The 16,497-nt window shown below is 45.3% G+C and carries 16 protein-coding genes; 5 read left to right on the top strand and 11 right to left on the bottom strand.

All coding sequences use genetic code 11. The annotated features are described in order from the left end of the window. The first annotated feature begins 25 nt into the window (after positions 1–25). From ADIS_RS01620 to ADIS_RS01610, 3 genes are all read left to right on the top strand, one after another. Positions 26–1,075, top strand: a complete 1,050-nt coding sequence (locus tag ADIS_RS01620) for a sensor histidine kinase (RefSeq protein ID WP_010852520.1) — start codon at positions 26–28, stop codon at positions 1,073–1,075. Positions 1,076–1,090: 15 nt separating this feature from the next. After that, the gene (locus ADIS_RS01615; protein WP_010852519.1) at positions 1,091–1,825 is read left to right on the top strand and encodes a LytR/AlgR family response regulator transcription factor; all 735 of its coding nucleotides are present in this window, start codon (positions 1,091–1,093) and stop codon (positions 1,823–1,825) included. Between the two features lie 239 nt (positions 1,826–2,064). Then, positions 2,065–2,823, top strand: a complete 759-nt coding sequence (locus tag ADIS_RS01610; RefSeq protein WP_010852518.1) for a LytR/AlgR family response regulator transcription factor — start codon at positions 2,065–2,067, stop codon at positions 2,821–2,823. Between the two features lie 8 nt (positions 2,824–2,831). Here the strand turns inward: ADIS_RS01610 and ADIS_RS01605 are convergent, their stop codons facing one another. The 8 genes from ADIS_RS01605 to rfbC all read right to left on the bottom strand — a co-directional run bounded on the left by ADIS_RS01605 (position 2,832) and on the right by rfbC (position 10,656). After that, positions 2,832–4,178, bottom strand: coding sequence for a PhoH family protein (locus ADIS_RS01605; protein ID WP_035804288.1), 1,347 nt, complete (start codon positions 4,176–4,178; stop codon positions 2,832–2,834). Between the two features lie 161 nt (positions 4,179–4,339). Next, entirely contained in the window at positions 4,340–5,086 is a 747-nt protein-coding gene (locus tag ADIS_RS01600; protein WP_010852515.1) for a shikimate dehydrogenase family protein, read from the bottom strand. Further along, the gene (locus tag ADIS_RS01595) at positions 5,083–6,024 is read right to left on the bottom strand and encodes a DUF368 domain-containing protein (RefSeq protein ID WP_010852514.1); all 942 of its coding nucleotides are present in this window, start codon (positions 6,022–6,024) and stop codon (positions 5,083–5,085) included. Before ADIS_RS01595 ends, ADIS_RS01600 begins: the two co-directional genes overlap by 4 nt. 47 nt (positions 6,025–6,071) lie before the next feature. After that, positions 6,072–6,839 carry a phosphosulfolactate synthase gene (locus tag ADIS_RS01590; protein WP_010852513.1) on the bottom strand — a complete coding sequence of 256 codons (768 nt, stop codon included), beginning with the start codon at positions 6,837–6,839 and terminating at the stop codon, positions 6,072–6,074. Between the two features lie 38 nt (positions 6,840–6,877). Next, positions 6,878–8,290, bottom strand: a complete 1,413-nt coding sequence (locus ADIS_RS01585) for a tetratricopeptide repeat protein (RefSeq protein WP_010852512.1) — start codon at positions 8,288–8,290, stop codon at positions 6,878–6,880. 91 nt (positions 8,291–8,381) lie between these two features. Next, on the bottom strand, positions 8,382–9,359 hold the full coding sequence (locus tag ADIS_RS01580; protein ID WP_010852511.1) for an NAD-dependent epimerase/dehydratase family protein: 978 nt from the start codon (positions 9,357–9,359) through the stop codon (positions 8,382–8,384). Beyond that, on the bottom strand, positions 9,356–10,105 hold the full coding sequence (locus tag ADIS_RS01575) for a tyrosine-protein phosphatase (protein ID WP_010852510.1): 750 nt from the start codon (positions 10,103–10,105) through the stop codon (positions 9,356–9,358). The genes ADIS_RS01580 and ADIS_RS01575 overlap by 4 nt, the downstream gene beginning before the upstream one ends. Further along, positions 10,105–10,656 (bottom strand): dTDP-4-dehydrorhamnose 3,5-epimerase, encoded by a 552-nt coding sequence (gene rfbC, locus ADIS_RS01570; RefSeq protein ID WP_010852509.1) that lies wholly within the window; start codon positions 10,654–10,656, stop codon positions 10,105–10,107. The genes ADIS_RS01575 and rfbC overlap by 1 nt, the downstream gene beginning before the upstream one ends. A 251-nt stretch (positions 10,657–10,907) precedes the next feature. Between rfbC and hflX the strand changes: the two genes are divergently transcribed. Continuing rightward, complete coding sequence (gene hflX / locus ADIS_RS01565; protein WP_010852508.1) at positions 10,908–12,185, top strand: GTPase HflX; 1,278 nt, start codon at positions 10,908–10,910, stop codon at positions 12,183–12,185. Here hflX and ADIS_RS01560 read toward each other — a convergent pair. Then, positions 12,182–13,570 (bottom strand): methyltransferase RsmF C-terminal domain-like protein, encoded by a 1,389-nt coding sequence (locus tag ADIS_RS01560; protein WP_035804285.1) that lies wholly within the window; start codon positions 13,568–13,570, stop codon positions 12,182–12,184. The genes hflX and ADIS_RS01560 overlap by 4 nt on opposite strands. A 134-nt stretch (positions 13,571–13,704) precedes the next feature. Between ADIS_RS01560 and mtgA the strand changes: the two genes are divergently transcribed. Beyond that, a complete protein-coding gene (mtgA, locus tag ADIS_RS01555; protein WP_010852505.1) occupies positions 13,705–14,400 on the top strand; it encodes a monofunctional biosynthetic peptidoglycan transglycosylase in 696 nt (231 codons plus the stop codon). A gap of 5 nt (positions 14,401–14,405) precedes the next feature. Here mtgA and ADIS_RS01550 read toward each other — a convergent pair whose 3' ends face one another. Together ADIS_RS01550 and ADIS_RS01545 are read right to left on the bottom strand one after the other, a co-directional pair. Continuing rightward, the gene (locus tag ADIS_RS01550; protein ID WP_035804284.1) at positions 14,406–15,008 is read right to left on the bottom strand and encodes a DUF2179 domain-containing protein; all 603 of its coding nucleotides are present in this window, start codon (positions 15,006–15,008) and stop codon (positions 14,406–14,408) included. A gap of 40 nt (positions 15,009–15,048) precedes the next feature. After that, the gene (locus ADIS_RS01545; protein ID WP_010852503.1) at positions 15,049–16,224 is read right to left on the bottom strand and encodes a CynX/NimT family MFS transporter; all 1,176 of its coding nucleotides are present in this window, start codon (positions 16,222–16,224) and stop codon (positions 15,049–15,051) included. Positions 16,225–16,497: the final 273 nt, after the last annotated feature.

The raw sequence follows: 16,497 nt of genomic DNA, 5'->3' as shown, positions 1-16,497 counted from the left end.
GCGTATTTTTTGTTAAGTCCGATGTATGGATAAGAGCAAACTATATTGGATTCTTCAGGGCGTAGGTTGGCTGGGTTATGCTGGTTTAAATCTGTTTTTCCTTTCCTTTGATAGGGGTATTACCCCCATTCAGGTGGGAGCATATCTTTCTTTGGGCACCTTTTACTTCCTATCTACCCATTTTTTCCGGTATTACATCAAAAAGAATACCTGGTTTGAATTTCCCTTGGAGAAACTCTTGAAACGGGTATTTATTTCCCTAGCTGTTTTAAGCATTTTGAACATGTTTGCCCAAGTGATCATCAACTTGGTATTTGATATTTTGAATCCCTTGGTTGATTTGACCCCGCTTTTTCTTCTCGCCAATTTATTCACCAGTTTCGTTTTTTATTCGCTTTGGGTATTGATATATTTTCTTTTTCACTTTCTGGACAACTACAACGCTACGCTGCGGTATCAGGCCAAGATCAATGAAATCAAACTTATTCATCTTCGCAACCAATTAAATCCCCATTTTATTTTCAACGCATTGAACAGCGTGCGTGCACTAGTGGATGAGGATCCCAAAAAGGCCAAATCGGCCATCACCCAGCTTTCAAACATTCTAAGGTATTCCTTAATAATGGATAAGCATAAAGTTATCCCATTCGGCGAAGAGCTAAATACCGTGAAGGATTACCTCAACCTAGAGCTGATTCGTTTTGAGGAACGCCTCACGGTGTACTATGAAATCGAAGAAGGGGCATTTCAATACAAGATTCCGCCCATGATGCTGCAGACGATTGTAGAAAATGCGATCAAACATGGCATATCCAATCTGATGAAGGGAGGCATAATCGAGATAAAATCGAGTATCGGTTTACTAGGAGATCTGTATATATGGGTCAAAAACAGTGGCCAACTAAAAGGTGAGGCTGTCAGTTCCAAAAAAGGTGAGGGACATGGTATTTCCAACACCATAGAGCGGCTTAAATTGATCTATGGAGGGAGGGCTTCCTTCAAAATTTTCAATCACGGCCAAGAATTTGTAGTGACTGAAATTAAAATACCGAAACAAAATAGTACCTTAGATTAAAAATAACCCCAGAAAATGCGCGCATTAATTGTAGATGATGAGAGATTAGCAAGAAAGGAACTGATAAACCTTCTTTCGAACCATGACAAAGTAGAGGTCGTGGGAGAGGCGTTGAATGTGGATGATGCCAAAGAGAAAATAGAGCAGTTGCAGCCTGATGTGATTTTTTTGGACATTCAAATGCCTGAAAAAACGGGATTTGACCTATTGGAGGAGCTGGATCACGTACCTCTTGTCGTATTCACCACAGCCTATGACGAGTTCGCCATTCAGGCGTTTCAAGTCAACGCGTTGGATTATCTGCTAAAGCCCGTCGAGCCGGCGCGGCTTTCAGAGACGCTTTCGAAGTTGGAAAAGAAGATGGAGGAGCTAAAGAAGGAGCAGAACGAATCCTCTGAGGTCGCTCCCCAGAAGTTATCGCTTTCTGACCAGGTTTTTGTTAAAGATGGTGACCGTTGTTGGTTTGTGAAGCTGGCAAATGTGAGGTTGTTTGAATCCGATGGCAACTATATCAAGGTGTATTTCGACAACAACAAGCCGATGATCCATAAATCACTCAATGCTCTGGACGAACGCTTGGACGAAAAGTCCTTTTTTAGGGCCAGTAGAAAACACATCATCAATCTTAGCTGGGTAGACACCATAGAGCCTTGGTTTAACGGCGGCCTGGTCGTCACGCTAAAAGGCGGTGACAGGATAGAGGTAAGCAGAAGACAAGCTGCTCGCTTTAAGGATTTGATGAGTTTGTAACTCGGCTCCCATTCCAAAAAAAATCGTTTTATTACCTATTTTTTACAAATTGTTGTATATTTAATCGCTTCAAGATCCCTCTAAAATGCGTCTGATCTTTTTCCAGGCATGAACCTAAAGGTTTTTTTGAAGCACAGCTAACGTACGGCAATTAGAAAAAAAGCTACCCGCTCTTGTCTTAAAAACTGGACGCACGTGGGTAGTTGTTTATAGGTATTTTTCATCAAATAAACGTGAATATGAAAGAAGAGCGGATCCTCATTGTGGAAGATGATGTCAATATTTCCGAAAACATCGAAGAGATATTACAGCTTTTAGGTTACGTCAACATAGACATTGCCAATTCTGCCAATCAGGCCATTAAGGTTGTGAAGAAATACCGTCCCGACATGGTATTTATGGATATCAAGTTGAAGGGCGACAAGGACGGGATCGAATTGGGGGAAATCATACAGCAAATGGTGGATGCGCCCATCGTTTATGTAACATCCTACAGCGATCCGGCTATTATCGAAAGGGCAAAGCGCACCCACCCCGCAGGTTTCATTGTGAAGCCGTTTAACAGCAATGATATCCATGCGATGGTCGAGATTGTCTTGTACAATCAGCGAACCCGGCCTGCTATGATGGTGGATCATGGAGGGGCGGCACCTGAGATAAGCCCATATTTGGTTACCGATGCGGTGTTTATCAAGGCCGATAACTCCTTTGAGAGGGTCAGCTATACGGATATCTATTATGTGGAGGCCAACGGTAACATGGTAACTATCTTTACCAAAAACCGGAATTTTACCATACGCAAGTCAATGAAGGATATGGAGGAAAAACTTCCATCCAACCTGTTTCTGCGTGTCCAAAAATCATTTATTGTTCAGCTCGCTCAGATAGAAAACTTCAACACAAAGGAAATCACCCTGAAAACCAATGACGTGGTTCCAGTGGGCAGACAATATTACAATTCTTTTCTTGCGAAACTGAACACCATTACTGAAAGCTGATAGAAGGGCTAAAGAAGGTCGTTTGCCAAATTGGCAAGCTCAGATCGTTCCCCTTTTTCCAGCGTAATGTGAGCATAAATTGGATGGTTTTTCACACGGTCTATCAGGTATGATAGACCGTTGCTTTGACTATCCAAGTAGGGTGTATCTATCTGAAAGACGTCTCCTGTAAATACAATTTTAGTATTTTCTCCTGCCCGGCTGATGATTGTCTTTACCTCATGGGGAGTGAGGTTTTGGGCCTCGTCTACGATAAAGAAAATATTGGAAAGGGATCTGCCACGGATATAAGCCAATGGTTGAATAACCAGCTTTTCCGTATTTACCAATTCAGTGATTTTTTGGTATTCCTTTTCGCCCTCCTTGTACTGGTTTTGAATAAACTTAAGATTATCCCAGAGAGGTTCCATGTAGGGGTTTAACTTGGATTTGATATCGCCGGGTAAGTAGCCGATATCTTTGTTGCTGAGCGGCACAATAGGTCTGGCCAAAAATATCTGTTTAAACTCAGACCTTTGCTCCAAGGCCCCCGCGAGGGCCAGAAGTGTCTTTCCGGTACCTGCGACCCCCTGTATGCTGACCAGTTTAATCGCAGGGTTTAAGATGGCATGAAGCGCAAAGGTTTGCTCCGCATTCTTGGGCTTGACATTATAGGCGGTTTTCTTCTCGATTTTTTCCAGCTGGTTTGCCTCACTGTTGTAGTATGAAAGTACCGATTTGTTCTGGCTCTTAATAATATAAAAGGTATTGGGCTCCTTTTGTTTTTCACCCAAAAACTTCGATGCGTCGATTGAGCCCACATCGTAGAGTTCGTTGATGAAATCTGGGTTTGCGTCCTCAATGACTCGTTTACCGGTATTTTCCAGTTCGGAAATGTTTTTGATTTTTCCCGTTTCGTAATCTTCTGCAGCGATCTCCAGTGATTTGGCTTTCAACCTAAGATTGATGTCCTTGCTAACCAGGATCACTTTGCGCCCCGCCTCGGATTGCTGTAGACTTAAGGCCGCATTTAGGATTTTGTGGTCATTTTTTTCCTCTCCAAAGATATCGTTTGCGTTGAGCTTGTTTTCGGGATTCATCAGCACTTTGAAATGACCTTTTCCCTTGCCGTTTAACGGTGTCCAATCATGGATCATGTGGTCTTTGGAAAGGTCATCCAGCAATCGTATAAACTCCCTGGCTTCAAAGTTTTTGGTATCGTTCCCCTTCTTAAACTGATCCAGTTCCTCCAGTACCGTGATGGGGATCACCACGTCGTGTTCGGCAAAGTTCATGATCGAGTTATGGGCAAATAAAATAACTGAAGTGTCCAGCACAAAAATTTTTCTCTCAGCAGACTTTTTTACTCTAGGCATTTAGGTAAAAGTTTAGCGTTCCATCACGGTTTAAGATAGAGAATAAAACTTTTGCTTCCGTGGTTTTTGCCAGAAAATATTCAGGGGAAGGCCCTTTTGGTCGCTATAGGGTTGATTATCAATCCAAAAATTAACCAGGTTCTGGTTTGGACGGAAACGTCTTAACTATTCCAGATTTCCCAGGAAGATTCCGCCTGTAAATGAAGCATTTCCAGCCCATTTTTCACCTTTGCGCCGCGCGCAGCCATCGCTTTCATAATGGCTGTCATCTCCGGGTTGTAGACCAAATCATAGAGCATATGCCTGCTATCCACCAAATTAAAGGGTACCTCAGGAGTAAGCTCAGTCGAAGGATAGGTGCCCACAGGTGTTGTGTTGATTATCAAATGGTACTGGTCTACCAACTCCCCTTGGTTTTTCAGCTGTTGGTACGTAACAACGGTGTCGTTGCCCACCTCGGCGTGACGGGATACGAATAAAAAGGAGATGCCTAGGTCACGTAAGGCCTCGGCCACTGCCTTGGAAGCTCCACCGGTACCCAACACCAATGCCTTGGGCCGAAGGCCTCCCAGCCAGCCTTCCAATGAGGCCTTGAACCCGTAGTAGTCTGTGTTATAACCCAGCAGCCTGCCTTGTGATATTTTGATGGTATTCACGGCGCCAATTGCCTCACAGGCCGGGTCAAGCTGATCTAAAAAGGGTATTACTTGGAGTTTGTACGGAATGGTCACATTCAGGCCTACCAACTCCGGGTTGGCGTCGAGTACTTCCCGAAGCTTTTGGATATCGTCGATCTCATACAGGTCGTAGACACAATCCGAGCGTCCTTCCCTGTCAAATTTGGCCGAAAAATACTTCTTTGAAAACGAATGGGATAAAGGGTACCCGATCAATCCAAATTTTCTCATGAGTGGGAGGTTTTGCTATACGCGGCCAATCGCTCTATGCCTACCACCAAAACAACACCTACGAAAAAGGCGAGGATTGCCATCAGAAAATGGGCTTCTTCTCCCGCAGCTGCTTGGTAGTGATGAGGCCAGATATTTTCGGTTATGAAGGGTTTTTGTTCCCCATTGCTTGCCAGCCGGTAGGAAATTACTTCTTTCCAAGGCCAAATTTTATTGATCGATCCAAGCATAAACCCCGAAAGAAATGCCAGTGTAACTGCATGGAAGTTTTTGAGCAACCACGATATCAATCTACTGAATGAGAGAATCCCAACAGTACAGCCTAGGGCAAATACCGCGAGGATGGGTATATTCCGCTCCGTAACTGCACGTAGGATGTTTTCATATTGCCCGAGAATCAACAAAAGAAAGCTCCCCGAAATACCCGGGAGTATCATCGCACAGATGGCAATTGTGCCGGAGATGAAGGTGAACCAGAGATTTTCCGGTGTAGAAACCGGAGGGATTTCGGTAATAAAATAAGCAGATACAGCACCCACTGGAATAGCCACCACGGACAGTAGATTCCATTTGCGAATATCCCTCAATATGACAATCGCGCTGATTAAAATAAGGCCGCAAAAGAACGACCAAAGCGGTATCGCATGGGTTTCCATCAAATAGGTAATCACCTTGGAAAGGGTGAAAATGCTGGTAAAAACTCCCAAAAGAAGTGTAAGCAGAAAGCCTCCGTTGACATGTTGCCACAGACGCCGGATTTCAAACGTCCTAAGTAGCCTAAGGGCCTCCAGGTCAATAGACCCTATGCTATCGAGAAGTTTTTCGTATATTTTAGTGACCAACGCAATGGAACCCCCTGATACACCGGGCACGATATCCGCGCCACCCATGGCCATGCCTTTCAGAAATAAAAGAATGTTGTCTTTGACATTTTTCATGAAGGATTCCTCAGGAGTGTTCGATAGGGCTAGTGTTGACGAATGGATTATACGCCCAGGTTAAGGAAGTGGTCAAAAGTATCTCCACGTAGTCCTAACCGTAACGTCTCCAGCGAAATGAATTCGTTGGGGGCAATATTGCCCAAGTTTACATTGGCACCTAAGAGTTTGATAAACCAAACCTGCTGCTCCTTTTGCGGGGCCTCCCAAATAATCCGATCTTCGGGGATTTTGGTCAAAATCTCTTCTACCAGTCCCTGCCTTACTTCCCCTGAATCCCTAAAAAGACCTACTGTTCCTCCTTCACGGGCTTCCCCTATCACTTTCCACGCTCCGGCATCCAGTTCCTTTTGCATTTGCTCTATCCACTTGTAGGGGGGGATGATCTTAGCGGCATCTTTTGATCCTACCTCCGAGAGTACCGTTACTTGCTTGGCCAACATACGAATGTATTCGCATTTTTTTTCGTGATCCAAGGTGATCGATCCGTCGGAAACCTCTGCAAAAGTGAGCTCATAGGTGTCCAGGAGTCTTCTGTAGTCATCCAACTGATCCCGTACCAAGAACGCTTCAAAAAGTGTTCCGCCAAAGTAGACAGGGATACCCGCTGACCTGTACAATTCAATTTTCTCTTTCAGACGTTTGGTTACATAGGACGTAGCCCAGCCAAACTTGACTATATCGATGAAATCACCACTTACCTCAATAAAATCTTCAACCTCCCGAAGGCTCAATCCTTTGTCCATCGCCATGGTAAACCCGGACGTCCTGGGCTTTACCGTTCGGTCTGGAATGCTTTTAAGAATGTAATTCATTCAATCGATTATTTGTAAAGACGAAATAATTGGAAATGTTACTTGGTAAAATCGGTTCTGTACTGATTGATGATTTTATAAATGGCTTTTTGATGCTCCAGTTCGGGCATAAGCTCAAATAAAATCACGTGTTTTTCAAACCCCAAAGTTAATGCATTTTCTAAAATTGAAAAGGCTTCTTTGTATTTCCCCGTCTTCAAAAGGTATACTACCAAGCGATAGTACAACTCGGCTTCGGCTGGCAGTTCTTCGATTCCTTCCTTGATTACATCCTCGGCTTCCTCAAACCTGTTCTGGTCAAAATAGATGATCGACAGATTGATATAGGTTTCCAAAATACCCGGTTCGAGGTTGATGGCCTCCTCATAGGCTTCTGAACTTGCCTGTAGGTTGCCCAAGTTGTATTCAGCTTCTGCTAGGCCAACCCAGTAGTTGGCGTTTTCATCAGAAATCTGAATAGCCTTTTTGAAATAGTGAATGGCTTCGAAATATTTTTTCTTTTTGAGCATGCACATGCCCATTCCAAACCAGGCATCATCGTATTCGGGATCCAGCTTGGCGGACTTTTTGAAGTACTTAAACGCCATCTCGATCTGATTGAGCTTCTCATAGGCTGCGCCCAAATAACAGCAATTTTCCGAATTGCTGCCCTCACAATTGATGGTATTTTGGTAAGCCTCCAATGCCAATTCGTACTGATTTGTATTCATCAGTGCGTTCCCCATGTTGAAATAGGCAGAGGCAAAGCTGTCGTCTATCAGAATGGCGTACTCGTAGGCAGCGATCGCTTCTTCAAACTTCCCCAGCCGGTTATAAACCACCCCAAGGTTGTACCAGGATCCAGGATTATAAGGATCCTGATCGATAAAATCCTGGTAGAATCTTAAAATTTCATCAAACGATCCCTCCTCCTCGGTAATCATGGCCAGTTGGAACAGGGCATCCTCGTGGTTAAGCCTTAAGGTAACGCAATCCTTGTATGCCTGTATGGCCTTTTCTTTCTGTCCGTCTGCTCGGTAGACATTTCCCAGCAGGTAGTGGACCTCTGCTTTGTCTTCTGCTACCGGAAGGTACCCCTCCAGTAGCTCAATGGCCTCGCGAATATTACCAACCAATGGATAGGCATTCGCAAGAGCCAAAACAATATCTTCATTGTTCGGAGAAATGTTGTTCAGGTTTTCCAGTATCTCAACCCCTTCTTCCACATCATCCAAAAAGATCAACGCCTGCGCTTTCAGAAGTTTTAGTTCTTGGGAAAAAGGGAATTTTTCAAGAGCAATCTGGCTCGCCTTAAAAGCTTTTTTGAATTTTTGGTTGTCCAAGTAAAATCTCACAATATCCTCAAGCTCCTCTTCGCCAAAATAGAGGTCCAAATTGGATTTTAGAGAGTTTTCGAATCGTAGCACCAGGTCTCGGTCCTGTTCTGAGTGGTTTTCAAAATCTCCCGTCATTGAATATCCTTTCTGTTTAACACTTAAGTTACCAAAATATTTGATAGCACGTGCTTTTTAGGTAATAAATTTCCTAAGTCTGTAAGGTTTACTAAACGGGTACCGTTTTGCTTTTGTTCCCCAAGGCCCACGTTAATGTCTCCTTTAGAGGGCGATACCCGAATCCAATAAGTCGCTGGACTTTTTCATTATCGTATACAATGGTTCTATCGGCTAGCGTCTTCTGTAGGCCATCAAATCTGCCGTATGCCTTTGATTTTGAAAACGGGTTCCAGACCCTTTCCCAGTAAGGCCTTAGTATATGCCTCCGGATTGGTTCGCTGCCGTAGCCATTCATCGCTTTGCCCCACTGATGTGTAAACGATTCAAAAGATATGCTCTCACTATTCAAAATATACCTGGCATCCCATGGGGCTTTTTCGATCATTTGGAGGATCACATCGCTGGCATCCCGAATATCGATATAGCTGATGTTGCCTTTGGGTATCCGAAAAGTAGGAGCTGACAAATGACGGTATAGATGGGCACTGGAACGCAAATCAGTGAGCTTGGGAAGCAGGGTGGTTGGGTTAAAAACCATTACTTTAAGTCCCTCTTGTGCCCCTCGCCATACTTCCAGTTCGGCAAGGTGCTTGGACACGGCATGCGGCGAGTTCAGTTCAGACGGGGTCCACTTGTATTGTTCATTGATGAGCTGGGTATCCGGATCCACTCCCAGGGCTGTCGCTGAACTGATATAAACGAGCCGGCCAGCTTGGGATGACAGCATGGCGTTTACCAGGTTGGCTGTTCCTTCCGTATTGACTTTGAGAAAATCTTCTTCACTAGACGAGGCGTAGGGGAGTAAGCCGGCTGCATGTACGACCATATCTTTTCCAATGATCGCTTCTTCCAACGATTGGAAATCATTTAGATCTCCCTCATGCCACTCAATTTGGGTAGCCATGGATCCCAATAGATGCAGGTTGCTGTCCCTCCTCCTAAAACCGTACACAGTTCCCACTTTTGTGAGTTGGTTAGCTAGGTAGCTTCCTAAGAGTCCGGTAATACCCGTGATCAGTATCTTCATAGAGAACTGTTTACCAATGGCAACGAAATAAGCTTTTCATAGTATTTCTCGCTGGGCAAACGTTCCAAGGCATCGAGGTATCGTTGATTATGACAATCTGTACCTACCAACCTCACCAACCCCATATCTATCAATTTTTCGGCAAATTTTTTGACAGGTTTGGAATAGTATCCGGTCAACGACAGCAGATTGAGCTGGAAAAAAATGTTTCGGTCTGCCAAAGAGTCCAATAGGGCTTGGTTTTGGTGCAGGTAGAGATACCGCTCCGGATGGGCATACACCGGTTTGTAGCCGGCAGTTTCCAACCTGAAAAGGGCATCTTCCAAAATATGCGTCTTGTTCATAAAACCTGTCTCCACCAAAACCATATTGTTTCCAAAGGTTAGCAGGGGATCTTTTTTCAGAATTTTGTCGTAGAAAAGCTCATCCAGGTAATACTCAGCGGCCGCTTCGACCTGTATGGGAATACCTGCTTTGCTGATCTCTTTTTTAAGCATTTCCAGTCCCTCTCCAATGATCTCAGGTGTGTTTTTATAAAACTCGCTCATGATGTGGGGGGTGACAATAAGCTTTTCGAGCCCCAGATCACTAAGCCTTCTTACTAAACCAATAGCATCCTCCATTGTTTGGGCTCCATCATCTATGCCTGGAATTAGGTGGCTATGCATATCTACCTTCATCCAGGAGAGGTCTAGGTGAAGGTCTTCTTTCGTCTTTTTCTTTTTAAATAAACTTAATATTGACATCAAAGTCCTCCTCCACTCATTTTTTCAAACTCTTCCAAGGTGGGTAATGCCAGGTCTTTTTCGGAAAGCACAGGATTTGACACCCCCCATTCGATGTTTAATGTTTTGTCGTCCCAAATAATTCCCCCCTCACTAGCTTTGTGGTAGAGGTTGGAGCACTTGTAGGAAAATATGGCATCCTCCCACACAGCAAACCCATGTGCAAACCCCTTGGGGATGTATAGCATATTTTGCAGGTTTGCATCCAGCACTACCGCATGGTAATGGCCAAAGGTAGGAGATCCCTTTCGCAGGTCCACACAGACGTCCAGTACCTTTCCGACGATCACACGTGCAAGTTTAGCCTGCGCGTAATCTCCTGTCTGAAAATGAAGCCCCCTCAGAATGTCCCGCTCAGAAAAAGACTGGTTGTCCTGCATCCAAACGGTAGGCAGACCGTACTTTTCAAAAACATCCTGCTTGTAGGTTTCCAAAAAATAACCCCGGTCGTCTCTGAATATTTTAGGATAAATCTCGAAAACGTCTTTGATAGGCGTATCACGTACCTCCATGGAAAATTGCGTTTAAATGACTGATAACTGACAAGATTTTCGGTGTTCCAAGGCTGTACTTGGACATCAGCCGCTTTTTATCCGTACTTTTGGTCAAAATTAGCTAAATTTAATCTGTCAAAATAGCAATGGAGGGATTTTTGTAGTCCCCTACAAAGGGTATCGACGGATTTTACCTAGCACTAGATAGACTGGGAGAAGAACATCGACCTATTGTATCTTGGTGGGCGAGTCAACGAATAGGAACATACATGAGTAAATACACTAGAAAGATAAAGAAATTGATCGATACGGCTCCTGAGCAGGAAAAGGCGATACTGGTGGCTCTCATCCATCAGCAGGATACTGATCGACTGATCCAAGACCACTTGGATGAGTTGGCGCTGCTTACCGAAACCTTGGGTGCGACGACCGTACACCGATTCACCCAACGCCTTGAAAAGCCCGACGTGAAGACCTTCGTTGGGTCGGGAAAGCTGGAGGAGATCAAGTCATACATTGAGTTTTTTGACGTGAAAATCGTCATCTTCGATGATGACCTGTCACCATCCCAAATGAGGAATCTGGAAAATGAGCTCAAGATCAAAGTATATGATCGATCCCTGCTGATTCTGGATATTTTTTTGCAACGAGCCCAAACCGCCCAGGCGAAAACCCAGGTGGAACTTGCCCGTTTCCAATACCTGCTACCACGCCTTACAAGGATGTGGACGCACTTGGAACGACAGCGAGGAGGGACATCAACCCGGGGTGGTGCCGGTGAAAAGGAGATAGAAACTGACAAGAGGGATATTCGGGCGAAAATAACCCTGCTAAAAGAGAAGCTCCAGAAGATAGAGAAACAGGGAATTACTCAGCGGAAAGGCCGCGAAGGGATCGTCCGGGTCGCCATGGTAGGCTACACCAATGTCGGAAAAAGTACACTCATGCGCCTGATGACCAAGGCGGATGTATTGGCTGAAAACAAGCTTTTTGCCACCGTGGATTCTACGGTCCGTAAGGTAGTACTTGATAACTTTCCTTTTTTACTTTCCGATACGGTTGGCTTTATCCGTAAATTGCCCACCCATCTTATCGAATCCTTTAAGTCAACCTTGGCGGAAATCAAAGAGGCGGATTTGCTGGTGCATGTGGTGGATGTTTCCCACCCCAGTTTTGAGGATCAGATCAATGTTGTGAACCAAACACTCAACGAGCTAGGTGCAGGCGACAAGCCGGTCATTCTTGCATTCAACAAGATAGACATCGCGCCGAAAATGCCAGAGGAGGCGGAAATGATGGAGATGAGTGAAATAGAGGTGGAAGAGGCAGGCTACATAGATTTCGAAAAATTGGAACAAAGTTACGCAAAGAAATCCCCTATCAAACCCGTCTTTATGGCAGCAGAATCCGGCCTAAACGTAGAGGAATTCCGAAAGGTACTGACTGCGGAAGTTCTTAAAATCCACCAAAAAATATACCCACACTATTTGGAGGACGAAGTGGTGGACATGTCCCGTTTTAAGGAGGGAGAGGACGAGGCCTACTAACTCATCCTAACTCGCCATTCTTTTGGATAATAGTTGTTTATCCGGTTGCCCAAGTTTTTCACCCATCCAAGCGGGTATTCTTGATAGGTGATCAAGACCCAGCCAGTGGCTGCGCCATCCATAGGAATTGGCTCCTTGCGGAGAAATTGCAGCGCATGGTCTAGGTTGACCTCCCATTTGACAACCAAGTCCTTGGGAAGAATGGACATGGCCCATTCGTGGCTTGGAATCCATTGCCCATTGGAGGCCTCACCGAGAAAGACTCCCATGTACCGAAGGTTAAGGTGTTGGGCAAGGAATTCAAATTCTGCCTGGAATCTCTTAGGAAACAGAAAGTAGGCACTACCTAATGCATACAGGGATTCCTCATTTACCCTCTCGACCTGATGCGATAACTCGGAAGGAATGTCACGTACGCTGACTCGTTTTAAATGAGGGTGTCTAAATTCTTTATGTAGTTTTGGCGTCGTTGTTACCGAGGTATCGGGTCGTCTCAAGATGCTGATAAACAATCCCTCTCCTTTTAGGCGGTGGGGGAAAAAGCGGTAGCCATAAAACAGGCCCGAATCACAGGCTATTTCACTTTCTACGATCCCCCAGTCTGATCCAAGAGGGATCCGTACCGGTTCGTACGAAAATTCCTCGGTCAAAAACCGGACATTTTGCTCATTTTCCTTTTGGTTAAAGGTACAGGTGGCATACATCAAATACCCACCCGCTTTGGGAAGTATACCGGCCTGGTCCAAAATCCGCTGCTGTCTTCCTGCACACAGATCCACATGTTCGGGTGACCACTCCTTAATCGCTTTGGGATCCTTTCTAAACATTCCTTCGCCTGAACAGGGCGCATCGATGACCACCAGGTCAAAAAATCCTGCCAGCTCTTGAAATTGCCCCGCATCGTTTTGGGTGACAATGGTATTTCCTAGTCCCCATTTAATGATATTTTCTTTTAGTATCTGTGTTCTAGCTGAAATGACCTCGTTTGCCACAAGCAGTCCTTCGTTGCCCAGGTAGGATGAAAGAAGGGTGGATTTTCCACCGGGAGCGGCACAAAGATCCAGAAAAACCCCATCCTTAGGGACAGCAAGATGGGATAATACATGGTAGAGAAAGGTAGAAGAAGCTTCCTGCACGTAGTAAGTACCGGCATGAAAAAGGGGGTCGAGCGTAAACGAAGGTCTGTTAGCCAGGTAATACCCCTCGTCACACCAAGGTATTTTCGCAGATTCGTCGAGGTGAACCCCCTTTTTGAAGGGATTCAGCCGAATGGAGGTGGGTGCCTCCTCCTGATAGGCCTGCATGAACTCCGCTGTTTCGTCGTTTCCCAAGGCTCTTTCCAATGATTGTAAAAAAGGAATGGGTAGTTGGGGGCTGGATTCCATGCTGTTCAATGGTTGGGGTGCGTGTTTGGGTATAGTCGGTGTCGTAAAAATAGAAGGATTAAGGGACTATGCCCAACCCAGGTTGGTTTTACAGGTTATTTTAGGCGAACTTTGCTGTTAAGTACCTGAATGTGATGAAGAAGGTGATACAGAAAATAGGGATTTACACGCTCCGACTGCTATTGGCTTTGCTGGTCTTTTCTTGGTTGTTGGTGTTTGTGTACCGGTTCGTTCCAGTCTGGATCACGCCGCTGATGATAATTAGGGTAGTGGAATCCTTTTTTGAACCGGAGAAGACAGTGGGTATACATAAGTCCTGGGTGGCCTACGAGGATATCTCTCCAAACATGGTGTTGGCGGTCATCTCCGCCGAAGATCAGAAATTTCCTGTCCACAAGGGTTTTGATTGGGAGGCAATCGAAGAGGCACGAAAGGAAATCGCATCGGGGAAGCGTTTTCGAGGGGGCAGCACTATTACAAATCAGACGGCGAAAAACGTATTTTTGTGGCCCGGCCGAAATCTGGTCAGAAAAGGACTTGAGGCGTATTTTTCGATTCTGATAGAATATGGCTGGGGGAAAAGGCGTATTATCGAGGTCTACCTTAACGTGATCGAAACGGGAGACGGAATCTATGGAGTGGAGGAAGCAGCGCGGCGTTTTTTCAAAAAACCTGCCAAGGACCTAAGTAGACACGAGGCCGCGCTGATAGCTGCTGTCTTGCCAAATCCCCGCCGATGGAGTCCAGCCCAGCCTACCGATTATATCCGCGGGCGGCAAACCTGGATTATCCGAAATATGGGAAATTTGGGCAAAATAGAATGGGAATAGACGGGTCACTTTCTGATTTTTCCAAATAATCGGGTCGCAAAGTTGGGGCGATCCTCGGTGATGGCAAAATCATCCTCGCTAATCCGTTTTACACTCTCTATGGTGTAAAATGCTTTTGGGTTGACAGTCTTTACCCTGGCGATAAAATCCTTGAGTTTTTCCCGCTTCAGGACAGTAAACAGTAACTGTACCCGGCCATACCTGCCCTCAGCGCCCACTATGGTGAATCGATAGTTTTTTTCCTTCATGTACTCGACCAATTCAGGCATGGGTTCCGGGGTGATTACCCGAACCAGTACCCTTCCCAGCGCCAACTTTTCTTCTATGGTCATGCCGACCCAGATTCCCATGGCAAATCCCCCGGAGTAGGCAATGTAGGATAGGGGGTTGTTGATATTTTGGAATATCTGGCCTATGGCAAGTAACCAGATCAGGGCCTCGAAAAAACCCATCAGCGGAGCGATGTATTTCTTGCCGGACATGACAAAGACAATCCGTAGGGTGTTGATGGACACATCGCCTATCCTAGCCAGAAAAATGAGCAATGGCATGATCACATAGGTGAACACCTGCTCTGAAATCCCAAAATTCGCTACGTATTCTTGCATGTCGGCAGGGGAATGATACCACAAAGGTATTGAATAGCAACTAAACCACTCTATTCTTTCCCGCAAAATAACCGAATCCGGCAAAGAACAGCGAGGTAATCAACAGTAGATAGATCAAATGATCCCAGTTTTGCCATCTGTCCAAGGCCATACCAAACAAAACGGGTCCTAGGGCTGCTAGGTAGTATCCAGTTGATTGGGCCATTCCAGAGAGTGCGGCCGTGGTACGATCATCCCCTGACCGCAGGGAGATAAGCGTATAGGCCATACTCAAACTGGCACCCATGCATAGACCGGCCAGGCAAATCCCGGATATATTCCATAGGAGGTCTCCAGAAAACAGCGATCCATACCCCAGGAGGTAACAGGCGGCCAACCCTAGGATCATATGTGATTGTTCGTTGAACTTGACGGCTATTATTGGTGCCAAAAAAGTACCGATCAGGGCAGAAAGCTGCATCAGAGACATGATAAAGCCGGCATTGATCGGGCTGACACCCCTGCTGATAAACAGATCTGGAAGCCACGCAACAAGCGTAAAAAAGAGCAACGATTGTACGCCCATAAAAAGGCTAACCTGCCAGGCAAGTTTGGATTTCCAAACGTTGACCGGATGTACTGTGGTATCATCTGCCCGGCTGGTTTTATCTGGCATTACCTGTGGTATCCAACAGATTATGGCTATTATCAGAAGCACTATCCAGAATAATAGGGATCCACGCCAGTTTAGACCCAAATCTACTGCCAATGGGACTGTCACCGCTGATGCGATCGCGGCTACCATGGTCATCACGGTAGCGTATACACCGGTGATCTTCCCTACTTTGCCGGGCATTCTCACTTTGACGAGCGGGATGAGCAATACATTACAGATCACGATGCCTACACCTGTGAGTCCAGTGCCCAGAAAGAGAAGAAAGGAGCCACCTAGGACACGGATCATAAGACCGATAGCTAAAAGAACCATCCCTACCAGAATGGCCCTTGCATAGCCCAAAAAACGTCCAATAGATGCAGAGAACAGCGAAAAAGTAGCGAAGGTGATGAGAGGCAGGGTTGTTAAAAAGCCTGCTAGACCATTGGACAATCCAAGATCTGACCGGATCATTGGAATCAACGGTCCAACCGAAGTAATGGTGGGTCTCAGGGTAGAGGCAACAAGAATGATCCCCACTAGAAGGCCCGGAGGTCTGAAGAAAGGCTGCTTATTTGACATCAGGGCAAAAGTAACCTAAAAATACGTTTGCTTGATAGGGGAAGTCCTGCAATAGCATCCTCATTAGTGCCATAAAACCTTGATAAATGTAAAAAAATGGGGGTTAAAAAATATTCGAAACACTAACCCCCGATTTAATCATTTAAAAACAGTCAGTTTGAAAAGTTGCTTAATCACCCGACGTAAAGGTAGGCGATTGATTTCGCATAAAAAATACCGTGATCGGGGTATTTTTTGTTAAAAATCATAAAATTTTTAAAAGCTGGAACATAC

This window comes from Lunatimonas lonarensis (genome assembly GCF_000390185.1).
Lineage (GTDB): Bacteria > Bacteroidota > Bacteroidia > Cytophagales > Cyclobacteriaceae > Lunatimonas > Lunatimonas lonarensis.
This window is presented reverse-complemented; position numbering and strand designations above follow the sequence as displayed.